The sequence below is a fragment of the Sphingomonas sp. Leaf21 genome (assembly GCF_916858675.1).
In the GTDB taxonomy this organism is placed as follows: domain Bacteria; phylum Pseudomonadota; class Alphaproteobacteria; order Sphingomonadales; family Sphingomonadaceae; genus Sphingomonas.
The window spans coordinates 18,446-42,153 of sequence record NZ_CAKASM010000018.1 but is presented as its reverse complement, the minus strand read 5'-3'; the positions used below and the strand labels follow the sequence as shown (position 1 = coordinate 42,153).

21 protein-coding genes are annotated in these 23,708 nt (G+C 67.9%); 11 read left to right on the top strand and 10 right to left on the bottom strand.

The window, feature by feature from the left end:
- Positions 1-22: 22 nt before the first annotated feature.
- The 4 genes from LRP66_RS13290 (at position 23) to nusG (ending at position 3,402) form a co-directional block, all read left to right on the top strand.
- Positions 23-2,068, top strand: coding sequence for a carbon starvation CstA family protein (locus LRP66_RS13290; protein ID WP_230483081.1), 2,046 nt, complete (start codon positions 23-25; stop codon positions 2,066-2,068).
- Positions 2,065-2,247 carry a YbdD/YjiX family protein gene (locus LRP66_RS13285; RefSeq protein WP_061779329.1) on the top strand — a complete coding sequence of 61 codons (183 nt, stop codon included), beginning with the start codon at positions 2,065-2,067 and terminating at the stop codon, positions 2,245-2,247. The genes LRP66_RS13290 and LRP66_RS13285 overlap by 4 nt, the downstream gene beginning before the upstream one ends.
- Positions 2,248-2,657: 410 nt before the next feature.
- Positions 2,658-2,855 (top strand): preprotein translocase subunit SecE, encoded by a 198-nt coding sequence (gene secE, locus LRP66_RS13280; RefSeq protein ID WP_230483080.1) that lies wholly within the window; start codon positions 2,658-2,660, stop codon positions 2,853-2,855.
- 10 nt (positions 2,856-2,865) lie between these two features.
- Positions 2,866-3,402 (top strand): transcription termination/antitermination protein NusG, encoded by a 537-nt coding sequence (gene nusG / locus LRP66_RS13275; protein WP_230483079.1) that lies wholly within the window; start codon positions 2,866-2,868, stop codon positions 3,400-3,402.
- 146 nt (positions 3,403-3,548) lie between these two features.
- Here the strand turns inward: nusG and LRP66_RS13270 are convergent, their stop codons facing one another.
- The 3 genes from LRP66_RS13270 to LRP66_RS13260 are packed head-to-tail and all read right to left on the bottom strand — an operon-like array spanning position 3,549 to position 6,075.
- Positions 3,549-4,136 (bottom strand): hypothetical protein, encoded by a 588-nt coding sequence (locus LRP66_RS13270; protein WP_230483078.1) that lies wholly within the window; start codon positions 4,134-4,136, stop codon positions 3,549-3,551.
- A complete protein-coding gene (locus LRP66_RS13265) occupies positions 4,133-5,296 on the bottom strand; it encodes a M48 family metallopeptidase (protein ID WP_230483077.1) in 1,164 nt (387 codons plus the stop codon). Before LRP66_RS13265 ends, LRP66_RS13270 begins: the two co-directional genes overlap by 4 nt.
- 11 nt (positions 5,297-5,307) lie before the next feature.
- On the bottom strand, positions 5,308-6,075 hold the full coding sequence (locus tag LRP66_RS13260) for a hypothetical protein (protein ID WP_230483076.1): 768 nt from the start codon (positions 6,073-6,075) through the stop codon (positions 5,308-5,310).
- Positions 6,076-6,319: 244 nt separating this feature from the next.
- Between LRP66_RS13260 and rplK the strand changes: the two genes are divergently transcribed.
- Together rplK and rplA are read left to right on the top strand one after the other, a co-directional pair.
- Positions 6,320-6,751, top strand: a complete 432-nt coding sequence (gene rplK, locus LRP66_RS13255; RefSeq protein ID WP_230483075.1) for a 50S ribosomal protein L11 — start codon at positions 6,320-6,322, stop codon at positions 6,749-6,751.
- A gap of 4 nt (positions 6,752-6,755) precedes the next feature.
- Positions 6,756-7,448, top strand: coding sequence for a 50S ribosomal protein L1 (rplA, locus tag LRP66_RS13250; protein WP_076711493.1), 693 nt, complete (start codon positions 6,756-6,758; stop codon positions 7,446-7,448).
- A gap of 248 nt (positions 7,449-7,696) precedes the next feature.
- Here rplA and LRP66_RS13245 read toward each other — a convergent pair whose 3' ends face one another.
- Complete coding sequence (locus LRP66_RS13245) at positions 7,697-8,605, bottom strand: sugar kinase (protein WP_230483074.1); 909 nt, start codon at positions 8,603-8,605, stop codon at positions 7,697-7,699.
- A 141-nt stretch (positions 8,606-8,746) separates the two neighbouring features.
- Between LRP66_RS13245 and uxuA the strand changes: the two genes are divergently transcribed.
- Genes uxuA through LRP66_RS13230 form a run of 3 tightly spaced genes read left to right on the top strand, consistent with a single transcriptional unit; the run spans position 8,747 to position 12,731 of the window.
- Complete coding sequence (uxuA, locus tag LRP66_RS13240; protein ID WP_230483073.1) at positions 8,747-9,949, top strand: mannonate dehydratase; 1,203 nt, start codon at positions 8,747-8,749, stop codon at positions 9,947-9,949.
- A complete protein-coding gene (gene uxaC, locus LRP66_RS13235; protein ID WP_230483072.1) occupies positions 9,946-11,358 on the top strand; it encodes a glucuronate isomerase in 1,413 nt (470 codons plus the stop codon). Before uxuA ends, uxaC begins: the two co-directional genes overlap by 4 nt.
- Entirely contained in the window at positions 11,355-12,731 is a 1,377-nt protein-coding gene (locus LRP66_RS13230) for a mannitol dehydrogenase family protein (RefSeq protein ID WP_230483071.1), read from the top strand. The genes uxaC and LRP66_RS13230 overlap by 4 nt, the downstream gene beginning before the upstream one ends.
- 134 nt (positions 12,732-12,865) lie before the next feature.
- On the opposite strand, the gene LRP66_RS13225 is transcribed toward LRP66_RS13230, so the two are convergent.
- The 5 genes from LRP66_RS13225 to LRP66_RS13205 all read right to left on the bottom strand — a co-directional run bounded on the left by LRP66_RS13225 (position 12,866) and on the right by LRP66_RS13205 (position 19,829).
- On the bottom strand, positions 12,866-13,213 hold the full coding sequence (locus LRP66_RS13225; protein ID WP_230483070.1) for a hypothetical protein: 348 nt from the start codon (positions 13,211-13,213) through the stop codon (positions 12,866-12,868).
- A 30-nt stretch (positions 13,214-13,243) separates the two neighbouring features.
- Positions 13,244-14,779 carry a L,D-transpeptidase family protein gene (locus LRP66_RS13220; RefSeq protein WP_230483069.1) on the bottom strand — a complete coding sequence of 512 codons (1,536 nt, stop codon included), beginning with the start codon at positions 14,777-14,779 and terminating at the stop codon, positions 13,244-13,246.
- Positions 14,780-14,889: 110 nt separating this feature from the next.
- Positions 14,890-16,920 carry a TonB-dependent receptor domain-containing protein gene (locus LRP66_RS13215; RefSeq protein ID WP_230483068.1) on the bottom strand — a complete coding sequence of 677 codons (2,031 nt, stop codon included), beginning with the start codon at positions 16,918-16,920 and terminating at the stop codon, positions 14,890-14,892.
- Positions 16,921-17,216: 296 nt separating this feature from the next.
- A complete protein-coding gene (locus LRP66_RS13210) occupies positions 17,217-18,023 on the bottom strand; it encodes a Crp/Fnr family transcriptional regulator (RefSeq protein ID WP_230483067.1) in 807 nt (268 codons plus the stop codon).
- Positions 18,024-18,089: 66 nt separating this feature from the next.
- Positions 18,090-19,829, bottom strand: coding sequence for a chloride channel protein (locus LRP66_RS13205; RefSeq protein ID WP_230483066.1), 1,740 nt, complete (start codon positions 19,827-19,829; stop codon positions 18,090-18,092).
- Positions 19,830-19,978: 149 nt separating this feature from the next.
- Here LRP66_RS13205 and LRP66_RS13200 point away from each other — a divergent pair, with 149 nt between their 5' ends.
- Both LRP66_RS13200 and LRP66_RS13195 read left to right on the top strand, forming a co-directional pair.
- The gene (locus tag LRP66_RS13200) at positions 19,979-20,263 is read left to right on the top strand and encodes a hypothetical protein (RefSeq protein ID WP_230483065.1); all 285 of its coding nucleotides are present in this window, start codon (positions 19,979-19,981) and stop codon (positions 20,261-20,263) included.
- A gap of 343 nt (positions 20,264-20,606) precedes the next feature.
- Entirely contained in the window at positions 20,607-22,583 is a 1,977-nt protein-coding gene (locus LRP66_RS13195) for a putative bifunctional diguanylate cyclase/phosphodiesterase (RefSeq protein ID WP_230483064.1), read from the top strand.
- Here the strand turns inward: LRP66_RS13195 and LRP66_RS13190 are convergent, their stop codons facing one another.
- Positions 22,584-23,510 (bottom strand): crotonase/enoyl-CoA hydratase family protein, encoded by a 927-nt coding sequence (locus LRP66_RS13190; protein ID WP_230483063.1) that lies wholly within the window; start codon positions 23,508-23,510, stop codon positions 22,584-22,586.
- Between the last annotated feature and the right edge of the window lie 198 nt (positions 23,511-23,708).

The window sequence follows — 23,708 nt, the reverse complement described above, 5'->3', positions numbered from 1 at the left end:
GGGAAAAGAGGATGGCCGGGGCATGACGAAACACCTCCCATGGATCGCGCTGGCGATCGTCGGAGCCGGCGCCCTGGGCGTCGTCGCCACGGTGCGGGGCGAGCCCGTCAACGCGCTGTGGATCGTGGCCGCCGCCGTCTCGGTCTATCTAATCGCCTATCGCTATTATGCGCTGTTCATCGCCAAGGTGATCGGCATCGACCCCGGCCGCCCCACCCCGGCGATCCGCAGAGCCGACGGGCTGGATTATGTCGCGACCGACCGGACGGTGCTGTTCGGTCATCACTTCGCCGCGATCGCGGGCGCGGGGCCGCTGGTCGGGCCGGTGCTGGCGGCGCAGATGGGCTATCTGCCCGGCACGCTGTGGATCTTGGCGGGCGTGGTGCTGGCGGGCGCGGTACAGGATTTCCTGGTCCTGTTCCTGTCGATGCGGCGCGACGGGCGCTCGCTGGGCGAGCTGATCCGCATGGAGATGGGCCCCGTGGCGGGCACTATCGCGCTGTTCGGCGCCTTCATGATCATGGTCATCATCCTGGCGGTCCTCGCGCTGATCGTGGTGCGGGCACTGGCCGAGAGCCCCTGGGGCCTGTTCACCGTGGCGGCCACCGTGCCGCTCGCCATGCTGATGGGCGGCTATACCCGCTGGGTCCGGCCGGGGAAGATCGGCGAGGTCTCGATCATCGGCTTCATCGGCCTGATCCTCGCGATCATATACGGCCAGTCGGTCGCGCAGTCCGCCGTCCTCGCGCCGCTGTTCACCTTCACGCCGGTGCAGCTCTGCTTCCTGCTGATCGGATACGGCGCGGTCGCCTCGGTCCTGCCGGTCTGGCTGTTGCTCGCGCCGCGCGACTATCTGTCGACCTTCCTCAAGATCGGCGCGATCGTCGCGCTGGCCATCGGCATCGTCATCATGGCGCCGCCGCTGAAGATGCCCGCCCTCACCAGGTTCATCGACGGCAGCGGGCCGGTCTGGGCGGGGCCGCTCTTCCCCTTCCTGTTCATCACCATCGCGTGCGGCGCGGTGTCGGGGTTCCACGCCCTGATCGCCAGCGGCACCACGCCCAAGCTGATCGCCAGCGAAAAGGACGCACCCTTTATCGGTTACGGCGCGATGCTGATGGAAAGCGCGGTGGCGATCATGGCGCTGGTCGCGGCCTCGATCCTCGATCCGGGCGTGTATTTCGCGATGAACGCGCCCGCCGCCGTGCTGGGCACCGATCCCGCGAGCGCCGCCGCCGCCGTCACCGCGATGGGCTTCCCCATCTCGGCCGACACGCTGGCGCAGGTGGCCAGGGACGTGGGCGAGCATACGATCATCTCCCGCGCGGGCGGGGCGCCGACGCTGGCGGTGGCGATGGCGGAAATCTTCAGCCACCTGTTCGGCGGACAGGCGATGAAGGCCTTCTGGTATCACTTCGCCATCCTGTTCGAGGCGCTGTTCATCCTGACGGCGGTCGATGCGGGCACCCGTGCGGGCCGCTTCATGCTCCAGGACCTGATCGGGCTGGTCGTCCCCAGCTTCCGGGGATCGAGCAAGGTCGCGCCCGGGCTGATCGCGACCGGCCTGTGCGTCGCGGCCTGGGGCTTCTTCCTCTATCAGGGCGTCACCGATCCGCTGGGCGGGGTGAACACGCTGTGGCCGCTGTTCGGCATCTCCAACCAGATGCTGGCCGCCGTGGCGCTGATGCTGGCGACGGTCGTGCTGTTCCGCATGAAGAAGGACCGCTATGCCTGGATCACGGTGATCCCGACCGTCTGGCTGCTCGCCTGCACGCTGACTGCCGGGTGGTTGAAGATCTTCTCCGCCGATCCGCGCGTCGGCTTCCTCGCCCATGCCGACAAGTTCGCCGGTGCGGCGGCATCCGGGCAGGTCCTCCCCCCCGCCAAGACCATGGCGGAGATGGGGCGGATCGTGTTCAACGACCGGATCGACGCGGGGCTTTGCGTGATCTTCCTGGGCGTCGTGCTGGCGATCCTTGTCTATGCGGTACGCACCTGCCTGATCGCGCGTCGCATCGACCGGCCGAGCGTCACCGAAGTCCCGCCCGAACTGGTGGCGGCCGAATGAGCTGGCTGGCCCGCCTGCGCCAGATCGGCAACGCCATGGTCGGGATGCCGAGCTATGACGCCTATGTCGCGCATATGGCGGCGAAACATCCCGACCGGGAGCCGATGGACGAGGTGACCTTCTTCCGCGAGCGGCAACAGGCGCGCTATGGTGGCAAGAATGGCGGGCGCTGCTGCTGATTGTTCACGCAAAACCGCGAGGGCCCAAAGGTTTTTGTTCGCGCGGAGACGCGGAGGCGCGGAGATTATTGGGTTCACACCGAGGCGCGAAGGACGCAGAGGGGTTTTGCCTGCGCGCGGAAGCGGGAGACTATAAGGCGGGCGTTGGGATGGTTTGGCCTAGCGGCCTGGTCCAACACCTCCGCGTCTCCGCGCCTCCGCGCGAACAAAAATCTTCGCGCCCTCGCACTTTCGCGTGAACCGAAAACCCCCACGCCGCCCCTGCCCTTGCCTTTTGACCAAGCCACAGCTACATCGCGTGCCCATCCGAACAGCGCGGACGGACCCTTCGTCGCAGGCCCCCGGGGCAGGCGGCGGCGGACCCATGCCTCGCTGACAGTAATTTCAACGCAGGTGCGGGAACGGCACGAGTGGCGAAGACGACCCCCATCGAATTCTTCAACCAGGTCAAGACCGAGACCAGGAAGGTCGTCTGGCCGACGCGGCGCGAGACGGTGATGACCGGCGTGATGGTGGTCGTGATGACCACGATCCTCGCCATCTTCTTCCTGGCGGTCGACTCGTTCTTCGAGACGCTGGTCCGCACCCTGCTGTCGCTCGCGAAGTAAAAGGGTTCCCATGGCGCGCTGGTACATCATCCACGCTTATTCCGGTTTCGAGGGCAAGGTCCGCGACTCGATCATGGCCGAGGCGACCCGTCTGGGTCTCGACCATCTCGTCGCGCAGATCGAGGTGCCGACCGAAACCGTGACCGAGGCCCGCCGCGGCAAGAAGATCGCGGTCGAGCGCAAGTTCATGCCCGGTTACGTCCTGGCCAAGCTCGACATGACCGACCAGGTCTATCACCTCGTCAAGAACACGCCGAAGGTGACCGGCTTCCTGGGCGCGATGGGCAAGCCGCAGGCGATCAGCGAAGGCGAAGCCACGCGGATGCTGAATTCCAAGGAAGAGGCCGCCGCCGCCCCGAAGCACAAGGTCAAGGTCGATTACGAGATCGGCGACGCGGTCAAGGTGCTGGAAGGCCCCTTCGCCAGCTTCAACGGCGTCGTCGAGGAACTGGATTTCGACAAGTCCAAGGTCAAGGTGTCGGTGTCGATCTTCGGCCGCGCGACTCCGGTCGAACTGGACTTCGAACAGGTCGAACGCTCGAAGTAAGGTCGGACGATCCGACGAGACGAGGGCCGGGGCGGCAACGCCACCGGCCCTTTTCGTATTTGGAGCCTCTCCCAGCCCCGCTACACCACCCTCCGTTCACGCTGAGCGAATGGAGGTGGTAGGGGCAGGAAAGCTCCCTCGCCGCTTTACAATCTCGCGCTGTCCGCCACCTGCCGGAACGCCGCCACGCCGCTGTCGAAATAATGCAGCCTCGGCGCTTCGAAAGTGATGAGGTACAGCTTGCCGTCGATCATCGCCCCGCGTCCCTCGCCCTTGCGGGGCAGATCCTCGTTCGGACGGGTGAAGCTGTAGGTGAAGCGGATGCCCGGCTTGCCCGCAAAGGCCATCGGCTCCATCCCCTCCACGGTAAAGAGCGGGGTGTCCAGCGCGATGCGATAGCTGTTCTCGACCAGGGTCGGGATGTCCGTCACCAGCATCGTCGCCTTGACGCGGGGCAGCGGCTTGTTGCGCTTGCTGACTTCACGGAACAGCGTCTGTTCGGCCGGGATGCCGCCATAGAAGGTCAGGTCGTTCAGCGCATCGCCGTCGAAGGTCCAGGTTTCCGAATTGCGGCCGGGCCGCGCGCCCAGCTTGTTCCATTCGACCGAGGGCGTGACCGTCAGCACCGACTTGGCGACCGCCACCGGCTGCCCCGCCGGGATCAGCCGGTTGCCCGCCAGCACCGGCGCCGCGAACAGCGCCAGCCCCATCGCCGCGATCTTGAAACCTCTCATTGCACGCCCCCTTCCCCGATCAACATCGCCATGGCCGCGCGGTCGCTCGCCTGCGGTGCGCGCTCCAGATAGGTTTTCAGCGCGGCACGCCCCGCCGCCTCCTGCTGCCCGCGCAACCGCGACAGGCCCAGACCACGCCAGGCGATCGGATCGGTACAGCCCGCATCGATCGCCTGCTGATAGAATTGCGCCGCACTGACCAGATCGCGCGGATTGCCCCGTTCGCGGTACAGTTCCCCGCGCGTCAGCAGCAGGTCGGGCGTCCATTGGTCAGTCGCGAGTTGACCGAGCAGATATTCCGATCCGCCGAAATCGTTCAGCTTGATCTGGTCGGCCAGAAAGGTCGCGCGCCAGGGCTTCATCGCCGTCAGGAACGCGTCGCGCGCCTCGTCGCCGCCCGTGTCGTCTCCACCCGCCGCTTCGCGCAGATAGGTGGCGCGGGTGAGTTCGGTCGGGTGGCTGGCAAAAAAACCCGCCGAATAATGATGGGTGACACGCCGCTTGCGACCCAGTGCGGTCGCGTCCTCCTCCGCCATCAACCGCTCCCAGATCCGCGAAGCGGCCAGCGGCCGATAGCCCGCCGCCGCCAGATAGCGCAGGCCCATCAGATCGGCCTCGGTCTCCTGGGCGCGGTTATAGGAGAAATGAAGCTGGATCAGGCTGACCGGCAACAGGCTGTAGGGCGACACCACGCCCGTCCAGGCGATGATGTCGCCGATCGTCCGCGCCCGGCGAAAGCTCGCCAGACTGTGCCGCATCTCGAAATGGCCGAACTCATGGCCGAGCACCGCCGCCAGTTCCGCCTCGTCACGAAGCCGCAGCAGCGCGCCGGTCCACACCACCATCATGCCGTTGGGCGCCATGAACGCGTTGAAATAGGGCGCACGCACCACATAGATCCGCACGCCGCGACAGCGATCCTGGCCGACCGAACGGCAAAGGACCTTGCCAAGATAGGCGTTCAGCGCGGCATCATGGACCACGGCGGGCGAGTCGCGCAGGTCGCGCTCCGCCTCGTCGGCGCGCTGCCACAGCCCGCGCTCGTCGACCGTGGTCGGCGTATAGGCCGCACTGTAAGGCGGCAGCGGCGCGAGTTTGTCGGCACCACCCGTGCCCAACGCCGCGCCGACAAGCGCAGCGGCGATCAACCATCCGGCCATGATCGCCCCCGTCAGCGTGCGGCGGTCTGGGTCGGGACGGCAGGCGTCACCGGCGCCTCGCCCGGCTTGCCGGGGAAACCCTCCAGCAACTGCGACACACGCTTGGCCGCGCCCTCCGGCGTGCGGACGTCGCCGCCCATGGCCAGATCGGCATTCAGCCAGACCAGGTCGCCGGTCTTCAGGTCGATCAGCCCGGCATAGCCCTTGTGCACGCCCGAACTCACGCCGACACCGGCCACCCCGGCGGCGAAGATCTGGAGCAGCTTGCGCCCGGTCGAGCCGTAATGGTCCTCGGTCGTCACGAAGAGCGCATAGTCGGCGCCCCGCACGCCCGGCAGCTTCGCGACCTCGGGTCCGATCGACCAAAGGAAGCTGTCGTCACGCTTCTTGGTCGGCAGGCGATTGCCGGGGAAGAACTGATAGGTCTGGACCGAATCGGCCAGCGCGGTGAACAGCGCGCGATATTCATGCGCCACGGCCGCACCCTGCCCGACCGGCTCGACATAGGTGACGACCCGGTTGCCCAGCCTGCCCTGCGCATCGGCCAGCGCCCTGCCCAGATTTTCGCGCGCCTGATCGGTCCAATCGGCATTGGGTTCGTACGACCCGCCGGTCGACTGGGCGCCGACCGCGATCTCGGGCCGCATCAGCACTATGGTCGCGCTTCCGGGAGCCAGCGTGAAACCGGGCTTGTTGCCGGTCTTTTCCTGCGCCGCCAACGGTGTGGCAGCCATCGTCAGCGCCGCCGCCAAGGCCAGCGCACCCCATCCCCGTCGCATCTGTCGAACCCCCGTTCGAGCGATGGCGGAACCGGTCGCTCCCTCGACCGAGTCGTCCATCATGGAACCGAGATTGACATGGCCGGATCGGCCCTGACAAGCACAATGCTGGCCTTGTCATTCCCCCCATTTTCCGCTATCGGCCCGCGCTTCCCTAGCATTCATGCGACGGAACCCTTGCGGGAGGGTGCGCAGGCTTACGCCTCGTGCCCGTCACGACCGCTAGACTCGAAAAGAGAGTGACATGGCAAAGAAGATTACCGGCTATATCAAGCTGCAGGTCCCTGCAGGCGCCGCCAACCCCTCGCCGCCGATCGGTCCGGCGCTGGGTCAGCGCGGTGTGAACATCATGGAATTCTGCAAGGCGTTCAACGCGCAGACCGGCGAAGTCGAGAAGGGCACGCCGCTGCCCACCGTCATCACCGTCTATGCCGATCGTTCGTTCTCGTTCGAGACGAAGACCGCGCCTGCGACCTACCTCATCAAGAAGGCCGCCAACCTGAAGTCGGGCTCGAAGGAGCCGGGCAAGGTGACGGCGGGCAAGATCGCGCGCTCGAAGCTCGCGGAAATCGCCCAGGTCAAGATGAAGGATCTGAACGCCAACGACATCGAGGCTGCGACCAAGATCATCGAAGGCTCCGCCCGCGCGATGGGCCTCGAAGTGGTGGAGGGCTGAGATCATGGCGAAGCTGACCAAGAAGCAGAAGTCGGTCCAGATCGACGCCGAGAAGCTGCACGGCATCGACGAGGCGATCTCGCTGGCGCGCACCCACGCGACCTCGAAGTTCGACGAGACGATCGAAGTCGCCGTCAACCTGGGCGTTGACCCGCGCCACGCCGACCAGATGGTCCGCGGCGTCGTCACCCTGCCCAAGGGCACCGGCAAGACCGTTCGCGTCGGCGTGTTCGCCAAGGGCGCGAAGGCCGACGAGGCACGCGCCGCTGGCGCCGATGTCGTGGGCGCCGAAGACCTGATGGAAACCATCCAGGGCGGCACCATCGACTTCGATCGCTGCATCGCGACCCCGGACATGATGGGCGTCGTCGGTCGCCTCGGTAAGGTTCTCGGCCCCAAGGGCCTGATGCCGAACCCGAAGCTGGGCACCGTGACCATGAACGTCGCCGAAGCCGTCAAGGCGGCCAAGGGCGGCCAGGTCGAGTATCGCGTCGAAAAGGCCGGTATCATCCATTCGGGCATCGGCAAGGCGTCGTTCCCGGCGGAAGACCTGCGCGCCAACTTCGACGCGCTGGTCGATGCCCTCATCAAGGCCAAGCCGTCGGGCGCGAAGGGCAAGTATGTCCGCAAGGTCGCCGTCTCGTCGACGATGGGCCGCGGCATCAAGGTGAACGTCTCGGAAATCCCGGGCGCGTAACCTGCCGCAGCCATCTGGCTGACAGGATCAGGGGGTCGGAACCACGGTTCCGGCCCCCTTTTCGTCGGGGGTTGCGGTTGTCGACGCCGCCGGATCCCGGCCCTTCCACCACCGGGCTAACGCCCGGCGGCCCCCTCGCAGAGCGCAGCTTGGGGGAAGATTTGGCGTCCCATTCCGATCTTTTATGGAGGCGGAACACCGCCCCCTTGAGCCGATGTGACCGAAGTCCGCGATTTGGTTAGTCCAAATCAGCCGAACAGGGTGGCGAGTTCGCCATCGCGCGCCGGGATCGCGCCCGGACGCATGACGGTCCATCCCGCCAGCCTGTGCCCGCGCACCGCCGCATCCCCGGGCGACAGCCCCTCCAGCCGGGCCGCGAGATAGCCAGCGTTGAACGCATCGCCCGCGCCGCTCGTGTCGCGGGGCGACAGGCGCTGCGGTGGCGGGACGATGCCGATATCGCTCAGCAGGCAGCCCTCCGCGCCCAGCTTCACCACCACTTCGCTGGCGCCCAGCCCTTGCCAATGCGCCTGGACATCGGCGGCGGACGTTGCGCCGTTCAACATCGCCTCATCCTCCAGCGTCGGCAGTCCGATGTCGCAGACCGCGACCGCGCGGCGGCAGAGCGCTTGCGCCTCCGCCTGGTCGCGGAACAGGCGTGGGCGGTAATTGCCGTCGAACGCGACGCGGCCCCCATGCGCGCGAACACGCTCCGCCAGCGCGATCAACCGGTCGCGCCCGATATCGTCGAGGATCGCCAGTGTGATGAGCGAGAAGAGCAGCAGATCGGCGCGTTCCGCCGCCGCCATCACCGCGTCGGCACCCGGCAATGACAGAGTCCGCCGCGCCGCGCTTTCGCCGCGCCAATAGGCGAAGCTGCGCTCGCCCTGCGCATCGGTGGAAATGGCGTAGAGGCCCGGCATGCGGGCCGGATCGCGCTGGATCAGCGAGGTATCGATCCCCTCCCCCGCCCAGTCGCGAAGCAGGTCGTCGCTGAACACATCCTCGCCGAGCGCGGTGGCATAGCGGACATCCTGTCCCAGCCGTGCCAGATGGATCGCGGTGTTGAGCGTATCGCCGCCATAGCCGAGCCGCCAGAGATCGCCGTCCGCGCGCGACAATTCCACCATTCCCTCGCCGACGATCACGATCCGCATCAAAATTCTCTCCTACAGGCCGATGGCCCCATATCCCCGTATAGTGGCAAGGCCAAAATTAGTAACTGGTCAATCAGAATGGGCGATGCTACCGCTATCGATGAAAAAGCTCGGGTACGGGACGGGGATGACGACGTGTTGATGATCCAGTCTATGCGGTGGTTCGGACCCGCCGATCCCATCCCCCTGTCGCATATCCGCCAAGCCGGTGCCACGGAAGTCGTCACCGCGCTGCACGAGATTCCCAACGGTATCGTCTGGCCGCGCGGAGCCATCGCGGAGCGGCGCGCGATGATCGAGGCGGCGGGGCTCGGCTGGTCGACGGTCGAGAGCCTGCCCGTGCACGACGCGATCAAGCGCGGCGAATGCACCGACGCGCTGATAGAGGCTTATGGCGACAGCCTGCGCCATCTGGCGGCGGAGGGCATCCGCACCGTCACCTATAATTTCATGCCGCTGCTCGACTGGACCCGGACCGACCTCGACTGGCAGCTTCCCGACGGCGCGACGGCGCTGCGCTTCGAGTGGGCGGCGGTGGCGGCCTATGACATCCATATCCTGCGCCGTCCCGGCGCGGAGGCGGATTATTCCGAAGCCGTTCGCGAGGTCGCCGCCCGGCGCTTCGCCGCGATGACGCCGGAGGAACGCCACCGGCTGGAGCGGACGATCATCGCCGGTTTGCCGGGCAGCGAGGAAAGCTTCGACTCGCCCGCCTTCCTCCGGGCGATCGACAGCTATGCGGGGATCGACGCGGACAGCCTGCGCGCCAACCATATCGCCTTCCTGCGCGCGGTCTGCCCGATCGCGGAAGAGGTCGGGATCACGCTGGTCGTCCATCCCGACGATCCCCCCTTCCCGATCTTCGGCCTGCCCCGCGTGGTCAGCACGGCGGCGGACCTCGACCGTCTCTACGCCGCGGTGCCGTCGATGGCGAACGGGTTATGCTTCTGCACCGGGTCGTTCGGGGCGCGGCCGGACAACGACCTGCCCGCCATGGTCCGCCGCTTCGCCGACCGGATCGACTTCCTCCACCTTCGCTCGGTCGGCTGGGAAGCGGGTGAGCGCAACTTCCACGAGGCCGAGCATCTGGGCGGCAATGCCCGCATGACCGACGTGGTGCGGGCGGTGGTCGAGATTTCCCATGCGCGGGGTCGTGCGATCGTGATGCGTCCCGATCATGGCCACCGGATGATGGACGATCTTCATCGCACCTCCAATCCCGGCTATTCGCTGCTCGGCCGGATGCGCGGGCTGGCCGAGCTGCGCGGGCTGGAGCGCGGCATCGTCCACATGCTGGGGTTGCCCCGACCGGCGGCGTCGGCCGAACTGGAGCTGACCGCATGACCCGCCCGCTGACGCTGAACCCCGACCGGCTGTTCCCCGCCGACCCGACCACGCGCGGTATCGCCCGCTCGCTATATGCCGAAGTCGCCGACCTGCCGATCATCAGCCCGCACGGCCATACCGATCCGCGCTGGTTCGCGACCGACGAGCCCTGGGCCGATGCCAGCGACCTGCTGCTCGCGCCCGACCATTATGTCTTCCGCATGCTCTACAGCCAGGGCATCGCGCTCGACGATCTGGGAATTCCGCATCGTGGAGGCCGCCCCGCCACCGATCCGCGCGCGGCGTGGCGGCGGTTCGGGGCGCACTATCACCTGTTCCGGGGCACGCCGTCGCGCATGTGGCTGGACCATGTCTTTGCCGAGGTGTTCGGCTTCGACGTGGCGCTGGAGGAAGCGACCGCCGATCGCTATTTCGACGCGATCGGCGAGGCGCTGGCCTCGCCGGCCTTCCGCCCGCGCGCGCTGTTCGAGCGGTTCCGCATCGAATGCCTCGCCACGACCGAGGGCGCCGACGATCCGCTGGTCCATCATCGGGCGATCAGGGACTCCGGCTGGACCGGCCGGGTCATCACCACCTATCGCCCCGACAGCGTGATCGATGTCGAGCATGAGCAGTTCGCGGGCGCGATGCAGCGCTTCGCCGATCTGACCGGCGAGGACGTCCATAGCTGGTCCGGCTATCTCGCCGCCCATACCAAGCGCCGCGCCGCCTTCCGCGCCTTGGGCGCGACCGCGACCGATCACGGCCACCCCACGGCCGCGACCGCGAACCTGTCGACCGCCGAATGCGAAGCGCTGTTCGCCAAGATCGTCGGTGGCGGCTGGACGCCCGCCGATGCCGAGCTGTTCCGCGCGCAGATGCTGACCGAAATGGCGAAGATGAGCGTCGCGGACGGCATGACGATGCAGATCCACCCCGGATCCTTCCGCAACCATAATGCGGGGCTGTTCGCCAGCCATGGGCGCGACAAGGGGGCGGACATGCCGATGCGTACCGACTATGTCCATGGCCTGAAGCCCATGCTCGACGTGGTCGGTAACGAGCGCGACCTGACCATCATCCTCTTCACGCTGGACGAAAGCGTCTATGCGCGCGAACTGGCGCCGCTGGCCGGGCATTATCCCTGCCTGAAGCTGGGCCCCGCCTGGTGGTTCCATGACAGCCCGGAGGGGATGCGCCGCTTCCGCGAGATGACGACCGAGACGGCGGGCTTCTACAACACGGTCGGGTTCAACGACGACACCCGCGCCTTCCTGTCGATCCCGGCGCGGCATGACGTCGCGCGGCGGGTCGATTGCGGCTTCCTCGCGCGCCTCGTCGCCGAGCATCGGCTGGAGGAGGACGAAGCGGTCGAACTGGCGCATTCGCTGACCAACGGGCTGGTCCGCGCGGCGTACAAGCTGTGACCCGGCTGGGCGAGGCGACGGCCGCCACCCTGCCCGCCTCCGTCGTACGCCCCGGTTATGACCGGGCGAGCCAGCGGATCGGGATCGTGCATCTGGGCCTGGGCGCGTTCCACAGGGCGCATCAGGCGGTCTATACCGACGACGCCATGGCGGCGGGGGACCGCGACTGGGCGATTGCGGGGGCGTCGCTGCGCTCGGCGGGCGTGGCCGAGCAACTGGCGCCGCAGGACGGGCTCTACACGGTGACCGAGCGATCGAGCGAGGGTGAGGCGGCGCGTCTGATCGGCGCGATCCGCGAGGTCACCGTCGCGGCCAACGGACCGGAGCGACTGGCCGCGTTGCTGTCCAACGCCGATACACGCATCGTCACGCTGACGGTGACCGAGAAGGGCTATTGGCGGCGGCCCGATGGTTCGACCGATCTGGCGGGCATCGCCGCCGACAGGAACAGCATCCATCATCATCTCGCCCGGGCGGTGGTGGCCAGACGGGCGTCCGGGCTGGCGCCGTTGACGCTGGTGAGTTGCGACAATTTGCCCGATAACGGCCGGGTGCTGCGCGAGGGGGTCGCGGCATTCCTGGACCAGCAGGACCAGCGGGCGGTCCGCGACTGGTTCGAACGCGACTGGCGCTGCCCCAACACCATGGTCGACCGGATCGTCCCCGCCGTCACCGACGCCGATCGCCAGCGGGTCGAGGTCGCGCTGGGGATGCGCGACGAGGGCGCCGTCGTCACCGAACCCTATCGGCAATGGGTGATCGAGGATGATTTCGCCGGTGACCGCCCCCGCTGGGACATGGGCGGAGCGCAGTTCGTCGCCGATGTCGCGCCCTATGAAACCGCCAAGCTGCGCATGCTCAACGGCGCGCACTCGGCGCTCGCCTATCTGGGGTTGGAGCGCGGACATGCGTTCGTCCATCAGGCGGTCGCCGATCCGGCGATCCGGCCCGTGGTGGAAACGCTGATGCGGGTCGAGGCGGCGACGAGTTTCCGCGCCGCCGAGGGACAGGCGCTGGAGCCCTATGCCGATGCGCTGCTCGCCCGCTTCGCCAATGCGACGCTCGAACACCGCCTGTCGCAGATCGCCAGCGACGGATCGCAAAAGGTCGGCCCGCGCTGGCTGTCGTCGCTCGCCGCGCATGGCGGGGACGCGCCCGCGACGCTGACGGCGCTGGCGGCGTGGCTGCGGTTCATCCGGACCGGCAACGACGCCTCGCCAGATCCGCGCCGGGCGGAACTGGCCGCGCTGTGGGAACAGGGCGATGCGGCGCAGGTGGTGGATGCGCTGTTCGGGGACGGCGGTTCGATGGCGGGCCAATGGCGGCCGACCGAGGCGCAGCGGACGGCGTTGATCGGCGAAATCACACAATAAATTCCTCCCCTGCAAGGGGAGGTGGCAGTCCGCAGGACTGACGGAGGGGTGTCGCCATCAGCGAGGACGCCCCTCCACCACCGCTTCGCGGTGGTCCCCCTCCCCAAGCGAAGCTTGGGGAGGAATAGGACGGCTTACTGCCCGTCCTTAAGCTCCGCGGCATCCGCCGGAGGCGCGTCGTTGCTCGGCGTGCGCTGGACGCGGGCGGTCATCCCGGTGGCGGAGGCGTCGTCCAGCATCTGCTGGTCGACCGTCCGCTCGGGCGGCGGCGGCGGTACGGTGTCGGCGGCCATGTTGATCGGCGCGGGTTCGGCATCGTTGGTCATGACCGGCGTCGGCTCTTCGACCGGCGCCGTCTCGACGACCCCGGCGTCGTTCTCGACCGTCGTCGTCGGCTGTTCCTCGGGCTCGGAGCGCGAGCAGCCCGCCAGCGCGGGCAGCAACAGGCCTGCCGCGAGCAAAGCCTTGGTACGCTTGTGCATGATCGTCCTCATCTCCCTGGCTGATGCCTCTTAGTTGGTGTTGGCCTGGGCGCGCTCGGCGGAGCGTGCCTCGATCTTGGTGGCGAGCTGCGCGTCCCAGCTATAGGGATCCTCGCGGAAGCCCACCTGCCCATCGGCATTGGCGAAGGCGGTCCAGTAGAGGAGATAGACCGCGACCGGCTCCGCCATCGACGCGCGCACCGTCTTGCCCGAGCTCAGCACCGCGTCGACCTGGGTCGGCTGCCATTCGGGCGTGGTCTTGAGCATCAGCGCGGCCAGATCGGCCGGCTTTTCCAGCCGGACGCACCCATGGCTGGCGAGCCGGTCGAACTTGGAGAAGCCCGACTGGGCCGGCGTGTCGTGCAGATAGACCGCGAAGTCGTTGGGGAAGTCGAACTTGAACCGCCCCAGCGCGCTCTTTTCCGACGACTGCTGCAACCGCTTGGAGCCATCGCCATTGTCGATGACGCGGAAGCCCGCCCGCTTCAGATAGCCGGGATTGGCGCGCTCCTTGGGCCACAGCTCCTTGTTCGCGATCGAGCTGGGGACGTTCCACGGCGGATTGAGCACGATGCTGCGGATCGTCGAGACGAGCATCGGCGTCTCGTTGCCCGGACGCCCGGTCACCGCCTTCATCGACATGACCGGATTGTCGCCGTCGAACACGGTCAGCACGGCGGCGGCGATATTGACCTGCACCCGCTTCGCCTCGAGCTGCTGCGGCAGCCAGCGCCAGCGCTCCATGTTCGCCATGATCTGGCGGATGCGCTGCGACACCGGCACGTTGAGCGCGGCGATCGTCTGGCCACCCACCGTGCCGACGGGGTTGAGGCCATAGCGACGCTGTGCCCGGCGGACGGCGGCGAGCAGATCGTCGTCGAACCGCTCGCCGGTCGCGCTGACGGCGGGATCCTCCATCGCGAGCCGCTTGCGGAGTGCCACGACCTGCGGCCCGCTGGCCCCGAAATTGATCGTGGTCGACGGCAGCGACGACCAGCCGCCCGAAGCCGCCATGTCGCGGTAGCGGGCGAGCCCCTTCACCAGCGCGTCATAGCCCGCATAGGGCGGCGGCAGCGATGCGACCCAGTCGGCCAGCCGGTCGCGACGCACCGCGTCGGCAAAGCCCGGCAACGGATCGAAGGCCTGCGGGCGGATGCCCCAGTCCTTGGTGAAATCGGCGGTATCGAGCCGTCCGACATGGACCGCATGGGCATAGTCGAGCGCGACGCGGGTCAGCGCCGTCGCGGACAGACCCGACAGGTCGCGGGGCGGCCCCTGCCGCAGGCCCTGGGTCACCTCGCCCTGCGCGATCAGCGTCTCGAGCTGGCGCGCCTGCGCATCGCTGAGGGTCGGCATCGCGACACTCGACGCCGGAATCGCGGTCTGGGGCAGCGGCTGGACGGTCGCGGCGGACGGGGTCTGTGTCTGTGTCGAAGCGGCAGGCGCGGGCACCGAAGGCGGCGCGATCTGCGCCATCACGGGCGTCGCCACCAGCGAACCGGCCGCCAGCGAACCGAGAAGCCGGGCGACCGAGGGGCCGAAAACGGAGAAATGCGATGCGGTCATGTCGGTATGATAGCCCCTATTCGTCCAAATGTCGTCGCAGGAGCGCGCAGCTATAGCATGCAATCCTACGCCAAGCTGAACCGATCGAAAGAATCGCCCCATTCGTTCCATCAACGCTTTGCGGGTGAGGAAATCGCGCTTCCCCCGGGCGCGGCCTTGCCCTTGAAGCCATAGGTCAGCCCGATCAGCAGCGCGCGGGTATCGGTCGTCCGCTCGGTGACGTCGATCGCCAGCGGCGTGACGATCGTGGTGTGGATGCGGGCGTCCTGCACCAGTCGGCGCGCGGTCAGCGTGGCGGTCCATCGCGGCCCGACCTTGTGCCGCCAGACCAGGTTCACCCCGCCCGTGCCCGTCCGCACCCCCATCGGCAGCAACTCCGGCCCCTGCCGATCCGCATCGACATGGAGCGCGTCGCGCGGGGTCGCGTCCCAGTCCAGCGACGCCTGTAGCGACCAGCCGATCAGCGCGGTGCGATACGTCGCGGACGGGTCGTCCCGCGTGATCCGGTCGCTGCGGATATTGCCGGTCAGGCTGTAGCGGATCGCCTTGCCCACCGGACCGGACAGCACCACCTCACCCCCCGCCGAGCGTCGCGCGCCGTTGTTCGCCACCGTCCGGAGCAGGATGCCGTCCGCCCCGATCCGGTAATCGTCGCCGATCAACCGCTCCGTCCGGCGCCAGTACAGGGTCGCGGTCGCCTGAAAGGCCGAGTGGTCGAAACCATATTCGATCTCCGCCGAATCGATATCCTGCGGGCGAAGCAGCGGATTGCCGCGCGATTGCGCCTGGGGATCGACCGTCACCAGCGTGGGATTGAGGTCGCTCGGATCGAGCCGCTCACGACTGCGCGACAGGCGTAGTGCCAGATGCCCCCGGCCCATGTCGCGCATCGCCGACATACGATGCGCGAAGCCCGCGACCCGGCGCTGCACCGTTCCGGGCACGGCGACCCGGACATCCTCCAGCCGGGTGCCACCCTCGATCGTCCAGTCGCCCTGCCGATAGGTGAGCGCGGCGTGCAGCGCACCGATATGCTGGATCCCGTCGAAGCGTGACAGGGTGGGAATAGGCAGCGGCAAGGCCTGTGCAGGGTCGAAGGCGACCTGCCCGCTGGCTGTCGAGACCGCCTCACGCCTGGCTTCCGCTCCGGCGCGCAGCCTCACTGACGCGGACAGGGGCAAATCATAGTCGGCGGCGGCGCGGTCCATGGTGGAAAGCGTCCGGAACGCCACCCGCTCGCCGGTCGCGTCGCGCGGCGGCATGTCGTAATCCGTGACGAAGGGACGATCCCAGCGCAGCCCCGTCTCGGCATGCTGTGCCTCGATCGACCATGCGCCGCGTCCATCGGCGGCCTTTTCGCGATAGTAGAGCGTCAGGTCGCGGTCGTCGTTGCGATAGGTGCCCGTCCTCGTCCGGCGATACAGAATGTCCGGCAGTCCCTGCCCCGGCGTGTCGCGATGCGCCTCGTCGATCCGGTTATACGGGCTACCCTGCGACAGGGTCGTCTCGATCCCGATCTCGCCCCTGTCGGTCGCGGCGTAGGACAGGCTTGCGGTCACCATGGCCGAACGGCTGTGCGTCGGGGTATAGCGCGACAGGGTGACGAAGCGCTGCACCACCGAACCGCTGCCGTCCAGCAAGCGGCGATCGTCGGTCGCCGTCACCAGCCGCACCTCATCGCGCAAGGACAGGTCGATCGCGGCCTTGAGCCCGCCCGACTGGACCTCGCCATGCCCCGACACGTTGCGGCGCCCGCCAGTACCGACATTGCCGGTGACCTTGGCCTGAACCCCCGCCTGATGCGACCGCTTCATCACGAGGTTCAGGATCATCCCGCCATCGGCGTCATAGCGGACCGAGGGATTGGTCAAGACCTCCACCGAGTCGATCGCGCCGCCCGACAGCGCCTCCAGCGCGGTGCCCCGGTTAGGGCCGTTGAGCGCGGCGGACGGACGTCCATCGACGAAGATGCGGACATTGGCGTCGCCGCGGATCGTCACCCGCCCGTCGGGCGCGACATGGACCGAGGGCACGGTGTTGAGAACGTCGCTCGCCGACCCCGCCACGCCTTGCGCCTGGTCCCCGGTCGCATAGACCACGCCCTGCGCCGTCCGCTTGGCGGGCAGGCGCCGCGCACGCACGACGACCTCCCTGGCGTCGGGTTGCGCGACGGGTGGAGCGTCGGACTGCGCTGTCGCGTCGGTCGGATTTCCAAGAACGAGGATCGGCGACACCACGAGGGCGACCAGGCATCGTCGCCCGCTCTGGCATCCCGTGCGCCGGGCGCCCTTCCGGGCATGACGATCCGCTGCACCAACGATCGGCATCGTGGCAAACCTGTATTGGTGGCATGAGCCCCCCGATGGGCCCGATACGGCCTACCGCGCCGCCGCCGAGGCGACCACGCATCAATTGTCCGGGGAGCCCCCAGTTTTCCTCATGCCGCCGGAGGGAGCCAGGTCGGTTCGAACTGCGGCTGCCGCTGGGATAGCGGCGACAGGCGGCGCAGCGCAGCAAGGTCGAGCAGGCGGACACGCTGGCCCGATCGCGCGACCAGCCCTTCCGTCTCGAGCGCGCGGATCGTCCGGTTCACGTGCACGGCGGTCAGGCCGAGCAGGTCGCCGATGATCTCCTGCGTCAACGGCAGGACGAAGCCTTCGTCCTCCACCGCACCGATCGGGGTCAGCCGCGCGTGGAGATCGATCAGCAGCCGGGCCAGTTGCTCGCGCGCCGACGCCTTGCCGGTCACCGCCAGCGCGTCCATCAGCGCCAGCCGCTCGAGCTGGACCGCCATGGTGAACAGCGCGGCGAGGCGCGGCAGATCCCGGTACAGCCGCCCCAACCGGTCATAGGGCACGAACGCCGTCACCGATTCGGTAATCGCGGTCAGCGTGTCGGCCGCGCGCGGCAGGACCATGCTGGGCGTCCCCAATATATCGCCGGGCAGGTGGATCTTCTGAACCAGACGATTGCCGCTGCGCAGCAGGATCGAGGAGCTGATCCAGCCCCGGATATGCATATGGACGCCGCGAGCCGTATCGCCCTCCCTCTGGAAGGTTTCGCCGCGCCGACGGACGACCTCGTCCTCGCCCAGCGTCAGCAGCGCGCGCTCCTCCTGCGGCGTCAGCTCGGCCAGGGCGCGGTAACGGTGGATCGGATAGGCTATGCGGTGTTCCTCTCGGAGATTGCGCTCGGTCGCCTCGGCACACGCCAGAGACCGGGGCCGTAACGATACCCCCCTCACCGATGGCCGTCCTGCGCCTAGATCAATCGAAGGGCTGTAAATTTCCGGATCTGGACCGCGCGTTCTTCAATGCTCGCCGAACAATTCACGCTGCGCCTTGTCGAGTTCCTCGGCATAGCGCCGCCGGACATAGGGCTCGGACACCAGCCCCAGGACCTCGCTCGAGCCGCCGATCACCGCCATCTCGTCCGCGCCGGCCGCGTCGAGCGCGCTCATCACCGTCTTCACGTCCGCGTCGGGCGCCAGCGCCTGGTCGCGCTGGATCGCGAGCGTCCCGATCGGCTCGCCGGGGTCGAGCCCGTCGGCATAGGCGCGCGCGGTCTGGATGATCCCGGCATAATGATCCTGGTCATCGACCAGCACCACGCGGCTCGTCGATCCCAGCGGGAAGGCGCGGCGGAACTCGGCGATGCTCATCCGGGCGGGCGTGGCGCGCTCGACCCGGCGCATCATCCGCCCGGCGGTCAGCGTGCGCATCCAGCCGACGTCGCGCGCGCTCTTGATCGTCTCGCCGCGCAGGTGGAGCCGCCAGGTCGAGAAGGAATAGCCGAACGTCTCGCGCACGATCGTCGTCGTGACCAGCGACGCCGCGATCGTCGCCCCCGCCAGCGAGAAGTCGTGCGTCGCCTCCAGCACCAGCATCGCCATCGTCATCGGGCCGCCGACCACCGCCACCGCGAACGCCGCCATGCCGACCAGCGCGGCGTTCTGCGGATCGATCACCGCCGTGCCCGCCGCCCAGGCGATCGCATCGGCATAGATGTGCCCCAGCAAGCTGCCGAGGAACAGCGAGGCGAAGAACAGCCCGCCGCGAAAGCCGAAGCCCAGCGACACGACCGAGGCCGCGCTCTTCATGATGAAGATCGCCGCGAGAAAGCTCAGCGGCAGGCCATATTCCAGGTCCAGGTGCAACGCGCCGTGCCCCGCCGACAGGATCTGCGGGGTCAGCAGCGCGAGCGGGATCAGCAGCACGCCGCCGATCGCCGGTCGCCACATCGCATCGACCGGCAGGCGACGGGTCAGCGTCTCCATCTCCGCCACCGCGCGCATCAGGACGATGCCGAGCAAAGCCGCCACCGCGCCCAGCCCGGCATAGATCAGATAGTGATGGGTCAGCACCGGCTCGCCCGCCACCGCATCGACCAGATAGGGTTGCGCCCCCAGCATCTGCGCGACCAGCACGCCGGTCAGCGCCGCCGCCGCGACCGGGGCGATGGCGGCGGGCGTATAGGCGCCGATCACGATCTCGAACGCGTAGAAGGCACCCGCCAGCGGCGCGCCGAATGCGCCCGCGATGGCGGCCCCGGTGCCCGCCCCGACCAGCACCCGAAGGTCGCCGCGCCTGAGCCGAAGCCAGCCACCGCCGACCGACGCCAACCCCGCGCCGAGCTGCGCATAGGCCGCCTCCAGCCCGACCGACGCGCCGAAGCCGTTGGAGATGATCGTCTGCCCCGAAATCACCAGGCTGTCCGACCAGGACATGCGCCCGCCGTGCAGCGCATTGGCCTCGACCGCGTCGACCATGCGCCGCCGCCGTGCCCCCGTCGCCCAGGAAAATCCCGCCAGCACCAGTCCGCCGAGCGGCAGCGCGAGCAGCGCCAGCGCGGGCACCCCGGTCGCCGAGCTCAGGCGCTCATCGATGTTCAGCGCGAACAACAGATGTTGCAGGGTGCGCGCGATCGCCCCCTGCACGACGCTCAACACCCCCGCCCCCGCGCCGACCGCGATCGCGAGCAGCACTAGACCGGCTTCGCTCGAACGGACGTTGCGCCGCGCCCAGGCGGGCGCCAGTCGGAGGATAGACATGGGCCATGCTATGTCGCGAAACCGGCGCCGCCGCCAGCGCTCCGTGCCAGCCACTGCCACACTATGCCGATGCTATGCGAAAGCCCGGAATCGGCCTCGAATTGCTATGACGACGCCGATAGCTGGAGGGCCACGGTTAGGATTGTGGCATGGCGGCATGGCATCGATCGCGGCGCGCGGACTGGGCGTTGCGGGGCGGCGGTTTGATCTTGTGGGCGATCGCCTATGCGGCGATCACCCATCTGTGCGCGGCGCATCCCTCCGCCCTGTCGCCGGGCGCGACCGCGCTGGCGCTGGCGACGATCGGCTTTCTGGGGGCGAGCGCCGGAACCGCGCTGGTAATGCTGGGCGGCCACCTGTTCGACGAAGTCGAGGTCAGCGCCCGCTGGCGGATGCGCTCCTCGATCGGCGTGCCGGAGGACCTGGAGGAGTGACATCGTCTCCCCTCGCTCCTGCAAAGGGGAGGGAACGGGGTCGCCGATCGGGGTTTCCACTCAGGCATTAACCATAAATTCCAATTTCGCTTCGCGATGGACATGATTCTTTTACGGAGAAGCAACGACTTTTGAGGCGATTGGTCCGCTGCGTCGTTGAGCGCGACATGACCGTTGTCATTCCCTGGCTGCCGACCTGTGACGTATCGCCCCGCCGACCATCGGCGGGATGGTCCGCGCGCATCGCCGGAGGACGCTCTACCCGGATATCAACATCCGTGGCGGACGGGACGCGATTTGGGCCTCCGGGTCGGATGCGTTACGCAGCGCCCAGGAGTTTGATATGCGACGAATAATCAACCGGGTGGCACGCCTCCGCCAGGCCGACGACCAGATTTCCATGCGGGTTCGTGCCGTCCTGGTCGAGTCGCTCTACGCCTCGCCACGCTCGCTGGTCATCGGCGCCATCACGAGCAGCGCGATCGCGGCGGTCGTGGCCGCCGCCAGTGGCGACGACTGGCTGATCGGCTGCGCCATGGGCATCGCGGCGGTGGGCCTGGGACGCATCGTCGACACGCTCTGGGCCCGCCGCGCGGGCACGATCCGGCAGCAGGAACGCGGCTATCGCCTCGGCGCGCTCAGCTATGCCGCGCTGCTCGGCCTGTTCGGCCTGCTGACCCTGACGCGCACGCAGGACGGCACGCTCCACCTGCTCTCGGTCACCACCGCGATCGGCTATGCGGCGGGCATCGCCGGACGCAATGCGGGACGGCCGCTGATCGCACTGTCGCAGCTCTGCTGCGCGTCGCTGCCGCTGGCGGTCGGGCTGCTCCTGCCGCTCGAGCCGCTCAAGGCGTTGATGGCGGCGGTGATCCTGTTGTTCGTGGTCGCGATGATGGACATCACGCAGCAGACCTATGCGGCGATCCTGCGCGCGACCGTCGCGTCGCAGGAAAAGGCCGCGCTCGCCGACCACCATGCCGAACTGGCGCGCCGCGACGACCTGACCGGCGTTTCCAATCGCACCGCCTTTCGCGAACATTTCGAGGAGCGACTCCGCGCGCTGGCGGGCTCGGGCGGTCCGTCGTCGGGAAAGAAGCTGGCGCTGCTCTGGCTCGACCTCGACCGGTTCAAGGAGGTCAACGACTCGTTCGGGCATCTGGCGGGCAATGCGCTGCTGGTCGGAGTCGCGCGGCGGCTGAGCGAGCAATTCGCCAGGGAGGGGATCGTCGCGCGGCTGGGCGGCGACGAATTCGCAGTGCTGTGCGACATCGATCATGCCGAAGCGGCGGGCGGGATCGGCACGACGATCCTCGATCTGGTGCGACAGCCGGTGGGCTTCAGCGGGCATATCCTGCGCACCTCCGCCTCGATCGGCGTCGCCATCGCCCCCGATGACGGGAACGATGCCGACACGTTGCTGAAAAACGCCGATCTCGCGCTCTACCGCGCCAAGGAGAATGGGCGCGGCCGGTTCTTCCTGTACGAGCCGGTGATGGACGAGAAGATCGAGCGCCGACGCCAGCTTGCCGCCGCGATGGACGGCGCGCTGGAGCGCGGCGAGTTCCATCTGCTGTTCCAGCCGATCTTCCGCCTGGCGCAAGGCAGCATCACCTCGTGCGAGACGCTGTTGCGCTGGAACAGCCCGCAATTCGGCCCGGTGTCTCCCGGCGAATTCATCCCGATCGCGGAGGAGAACGGGCTGATCGTCCCGATCGGCGACTGGGTTCTGCGCCAGGCCTGTCGCGAGGCGAGCGCATGGCCGTCGGACGTCACGATCGCGGTCAACCTGTCACCGGTGCAGTTGCGCACGCCCGACCTGACGGGCGCGGTGACGCGCGCATTGCGGGACAGCGGCCTGCCGCCACAGCGGCTGACGCTGGAGGTGACGGAGACGGTGCTGCTCGACGATGTCGAACGCTCGATCGACGTGCTGACCGCGCTCAACCGGATCCAGGTCTGCACCACGCTCGACGATTTCGGCACCGGCTATTCGTCGCTCAGCTATCTTACCCAATTCCCGTTCCAGACGCTGAAGATCGACCGCTCCTTCGTCATCGACCTCGAGCATAACCCGGCGTCGGTCGCGATCGTGCAGACCATTGTCGAACTTGCCGCCAAGCTGGGCATGCGGACCGTGGCGGAGGGGGTGGAGACCCAGGCGCAGCTCGAACAGTTGCAGCGCACGCGGTGCGACTCGGTGCAGGGCTTCCTGCTCGCCCGGCCGATGCCCGCAGAGCGTCTGACCGCGCTGTTCGCCGGGCTGGGGATGGCGGAGGATGGCCCCGGGAAGGTGGTCGCGCTTCCCAGGGCCGGTTGATCAGGCCTCCGCCTTTTCCCGCAGGCGCGTCTGCGCGGCGACCAGCCGCTCCATCCGCTTCAGATCCCCCTCGGTCAGCCGCAACGCGGCATCGGCCCACAGGTCGACCACCGCTTCCAGCTCCTCGAGCGGCAGCGGATTGACCGCGCGCGACGCCTCGTAGATCGCGCAATGCGCGCTATGGCGGCGATGGTTCTGACGGATATAGTCGGCGACCATCCGCCGCCCCTCGCCCGGCTCGGCGAGATTGTGGACCAGCCCCATCTCGTACAGCTCCTCCGCGCTATAGGTGCGGCCGCTCATGATCATCCGCTCGGCCCGCGCCGCGCCCAGCCGCCGCGAGAGGAAGCAATGCGCCCCCATGCCGGGGAACAGGCCGAACAGCGTCTCGGGCAGGCCGAAGCTGGTGCCGCGCTCGGCGATGACGACATGGAAGGACAACAGCGCCTCGAACCCGCCGCCGAGCGCATCGCCCTCGACCAGCCCGATGGTGATGATCGGCCGTTCCAGCCCGCGCATGTTGCGGTGGAGGATCTGGACGCAGGTTCGTCCATAATGGACCAGCGCGTCATGGTTGCGGTCGCGGATCGCCTGCGCGAACATGTTGAGGTCGCCGCCCAGCGAGAATATGCCGGGAAAGCCTGAGCCCAGCACGACATAGCGGATCGGCATCGCGACCCCGTCGGCGGCCAGCCCGATCGCCTCCTGCCAGCGGACGAAATCGCGCAGCAGGTCGGCGTTGAAGCTGGGCCGGGTCCGCGCCCGCATGTCGGTCCACAATGTCTGGGTATCGGGGTCGTAGCGCGTATCGAGCTGCTCGAGGCGAAACGATGCCGCGATTCCGCCGTCCGGGTCACGCGGATCACGGGTCTTTGCCAGGCGCAGATCACGGATATCCGTCGCCATCTTCAAATCATAAGCGGTCATGGTTTTTACTCTCGACTTGCAGCACCGTGCTGCCTGTCGAAGATAGGCCCATCGACGGCTGATAACGCCGACCAAAGCGACGCATATGGAAGCAGTTAACTGTTGGCTTAACCATACCTCAACCGGACGCGGCACGCCGTATGGCCGAATGGAGCCGCCAACCTCCCTTCTTCCCTCGCCCCTGGACAGGGGAGAGGG

Excerpts from the sequence above, each read along its gene's own strand:
- LRP66_RS13205 (WP_230483066.1), bottom strand. The coding sequence starts at position 19,829 with ATGTCTATCCTCCGACTGGCGCCCGCCTGGGCGCGGCGCAACGTCCGT.
- LRP66_RS13270 (WP_230483078.1), bottom strand. The coding sequence starts at position 4,136 with ATGAGAGGTTTCAAGATCGCGGCGATGGGGCTGGCGCTGTTCGCGGCG.
- uxaC (WP_230483072.1), top strand. The coding sequence starts at position 9,946 with ATGACCCGCCCGCTGACGCTGAACCCCGACCGGCTGTTCCCCGCCGAC.
- LRP66_RS13260 (WP_230483076.1), bottom strand. The coding sequence starts at position 6,075 with ATGCGACGGGGATGGGGTGCGCTGGCCTTGGCGGCGGCGCTGACGATG.
- nusG (WP_230483079.1), top strand. The coding sequence starts at position 2,866 with ATGGCGCGCTGGTACATCATCCACGCTTATTCCGGTTTCGAGGGCAAG.
- LRP66_RS13220 (WP_230483069.1), bottom strand. The coding sequence starts at position 14,779 with ATGACCGCATCGCATTTCTCCGTTTTCGGCCCCTCGGTCGCCCGGCTT.
- LRP66_RS13190 (WP_230483063.1), bottom strand. The coding sequence starts at position 23,510 with ATGACCGCTTATGATTTGAAGATGGCGACGGATATCCGTGATCTGCGC.
- rplA (WP_076711493.1), top strand. The coding sequence starts at position 6,756 with ATGGCGAAGCTGACCAAGAAGCAGAAGTCGGTCCAGATCGACGCCGAG.
- uxuA (WP_230483073.1), top strand. The coding sequence starts at position 8,747 with ATGATCCAGTCTATGCGGTGGTTCGGACCCGCCGATCCCATCCCCCTG.
- LRP66_RS13265 (WP_230483077.1), bottom strand. The coding sequence starts at position 5,296 with ATGGCCGGATGGTTGATCGCCGCTGCGCTTGTCGGCGCGGCGTTGGGC.
- rplK (WP_230483075.1), top strand. The coding sequence starts at position 6,320 with ATGGCAAAGAAGATTACCGGCTATATCAAGCTGCAGGTCCCTGCAGGC.
- LRP66_RS13225 (WP_230483070.1), bottom strand. The coding sequence starts at position 13,213 with ATGCACAAGCGTACCAAGGCTTTGCTCGCGGCAGGCCTGTTGCTGCCC.
- LRP66_RS13195 (WP_230483064.1), top strand. The coding sequence starts at position 20,607 with ATGCGACGAATAATCAACCGGGTGGCACGCCTCCGCCAGGCCGACGAC.
- LRP66_RS13245 (WP_230483074.1), bottom strand. The coding sequence starts at position 8,605 with ATGCGGATCGTGATCGTCGGCGAGGGAATGGTGGAATTGTCGCGCGCG.
- LRP66_RS13200 (WP_230483065.1), top strand. The coding sequence starts at position 19,979 with ATGGCGGCATGGCATCGATCGCGGCGCGCGGACTGGGCGTTGCGGGGC.
- LRP66_RS13290 (WP_230483081.1), top strand. The coding sequence starts at position 23 with ATGACGAAACACCTCCCATGGATCGCGCTGGCGATCGTCGGAGCCGGC.
- LRP66_RS13285 (WP_061779329.1), top strand. The coding sequence starts at position 2,065 with ATGAGCTGGCTGGCCCGCCTGCGCCAGATCGGCAACGCCATGGTCGGG.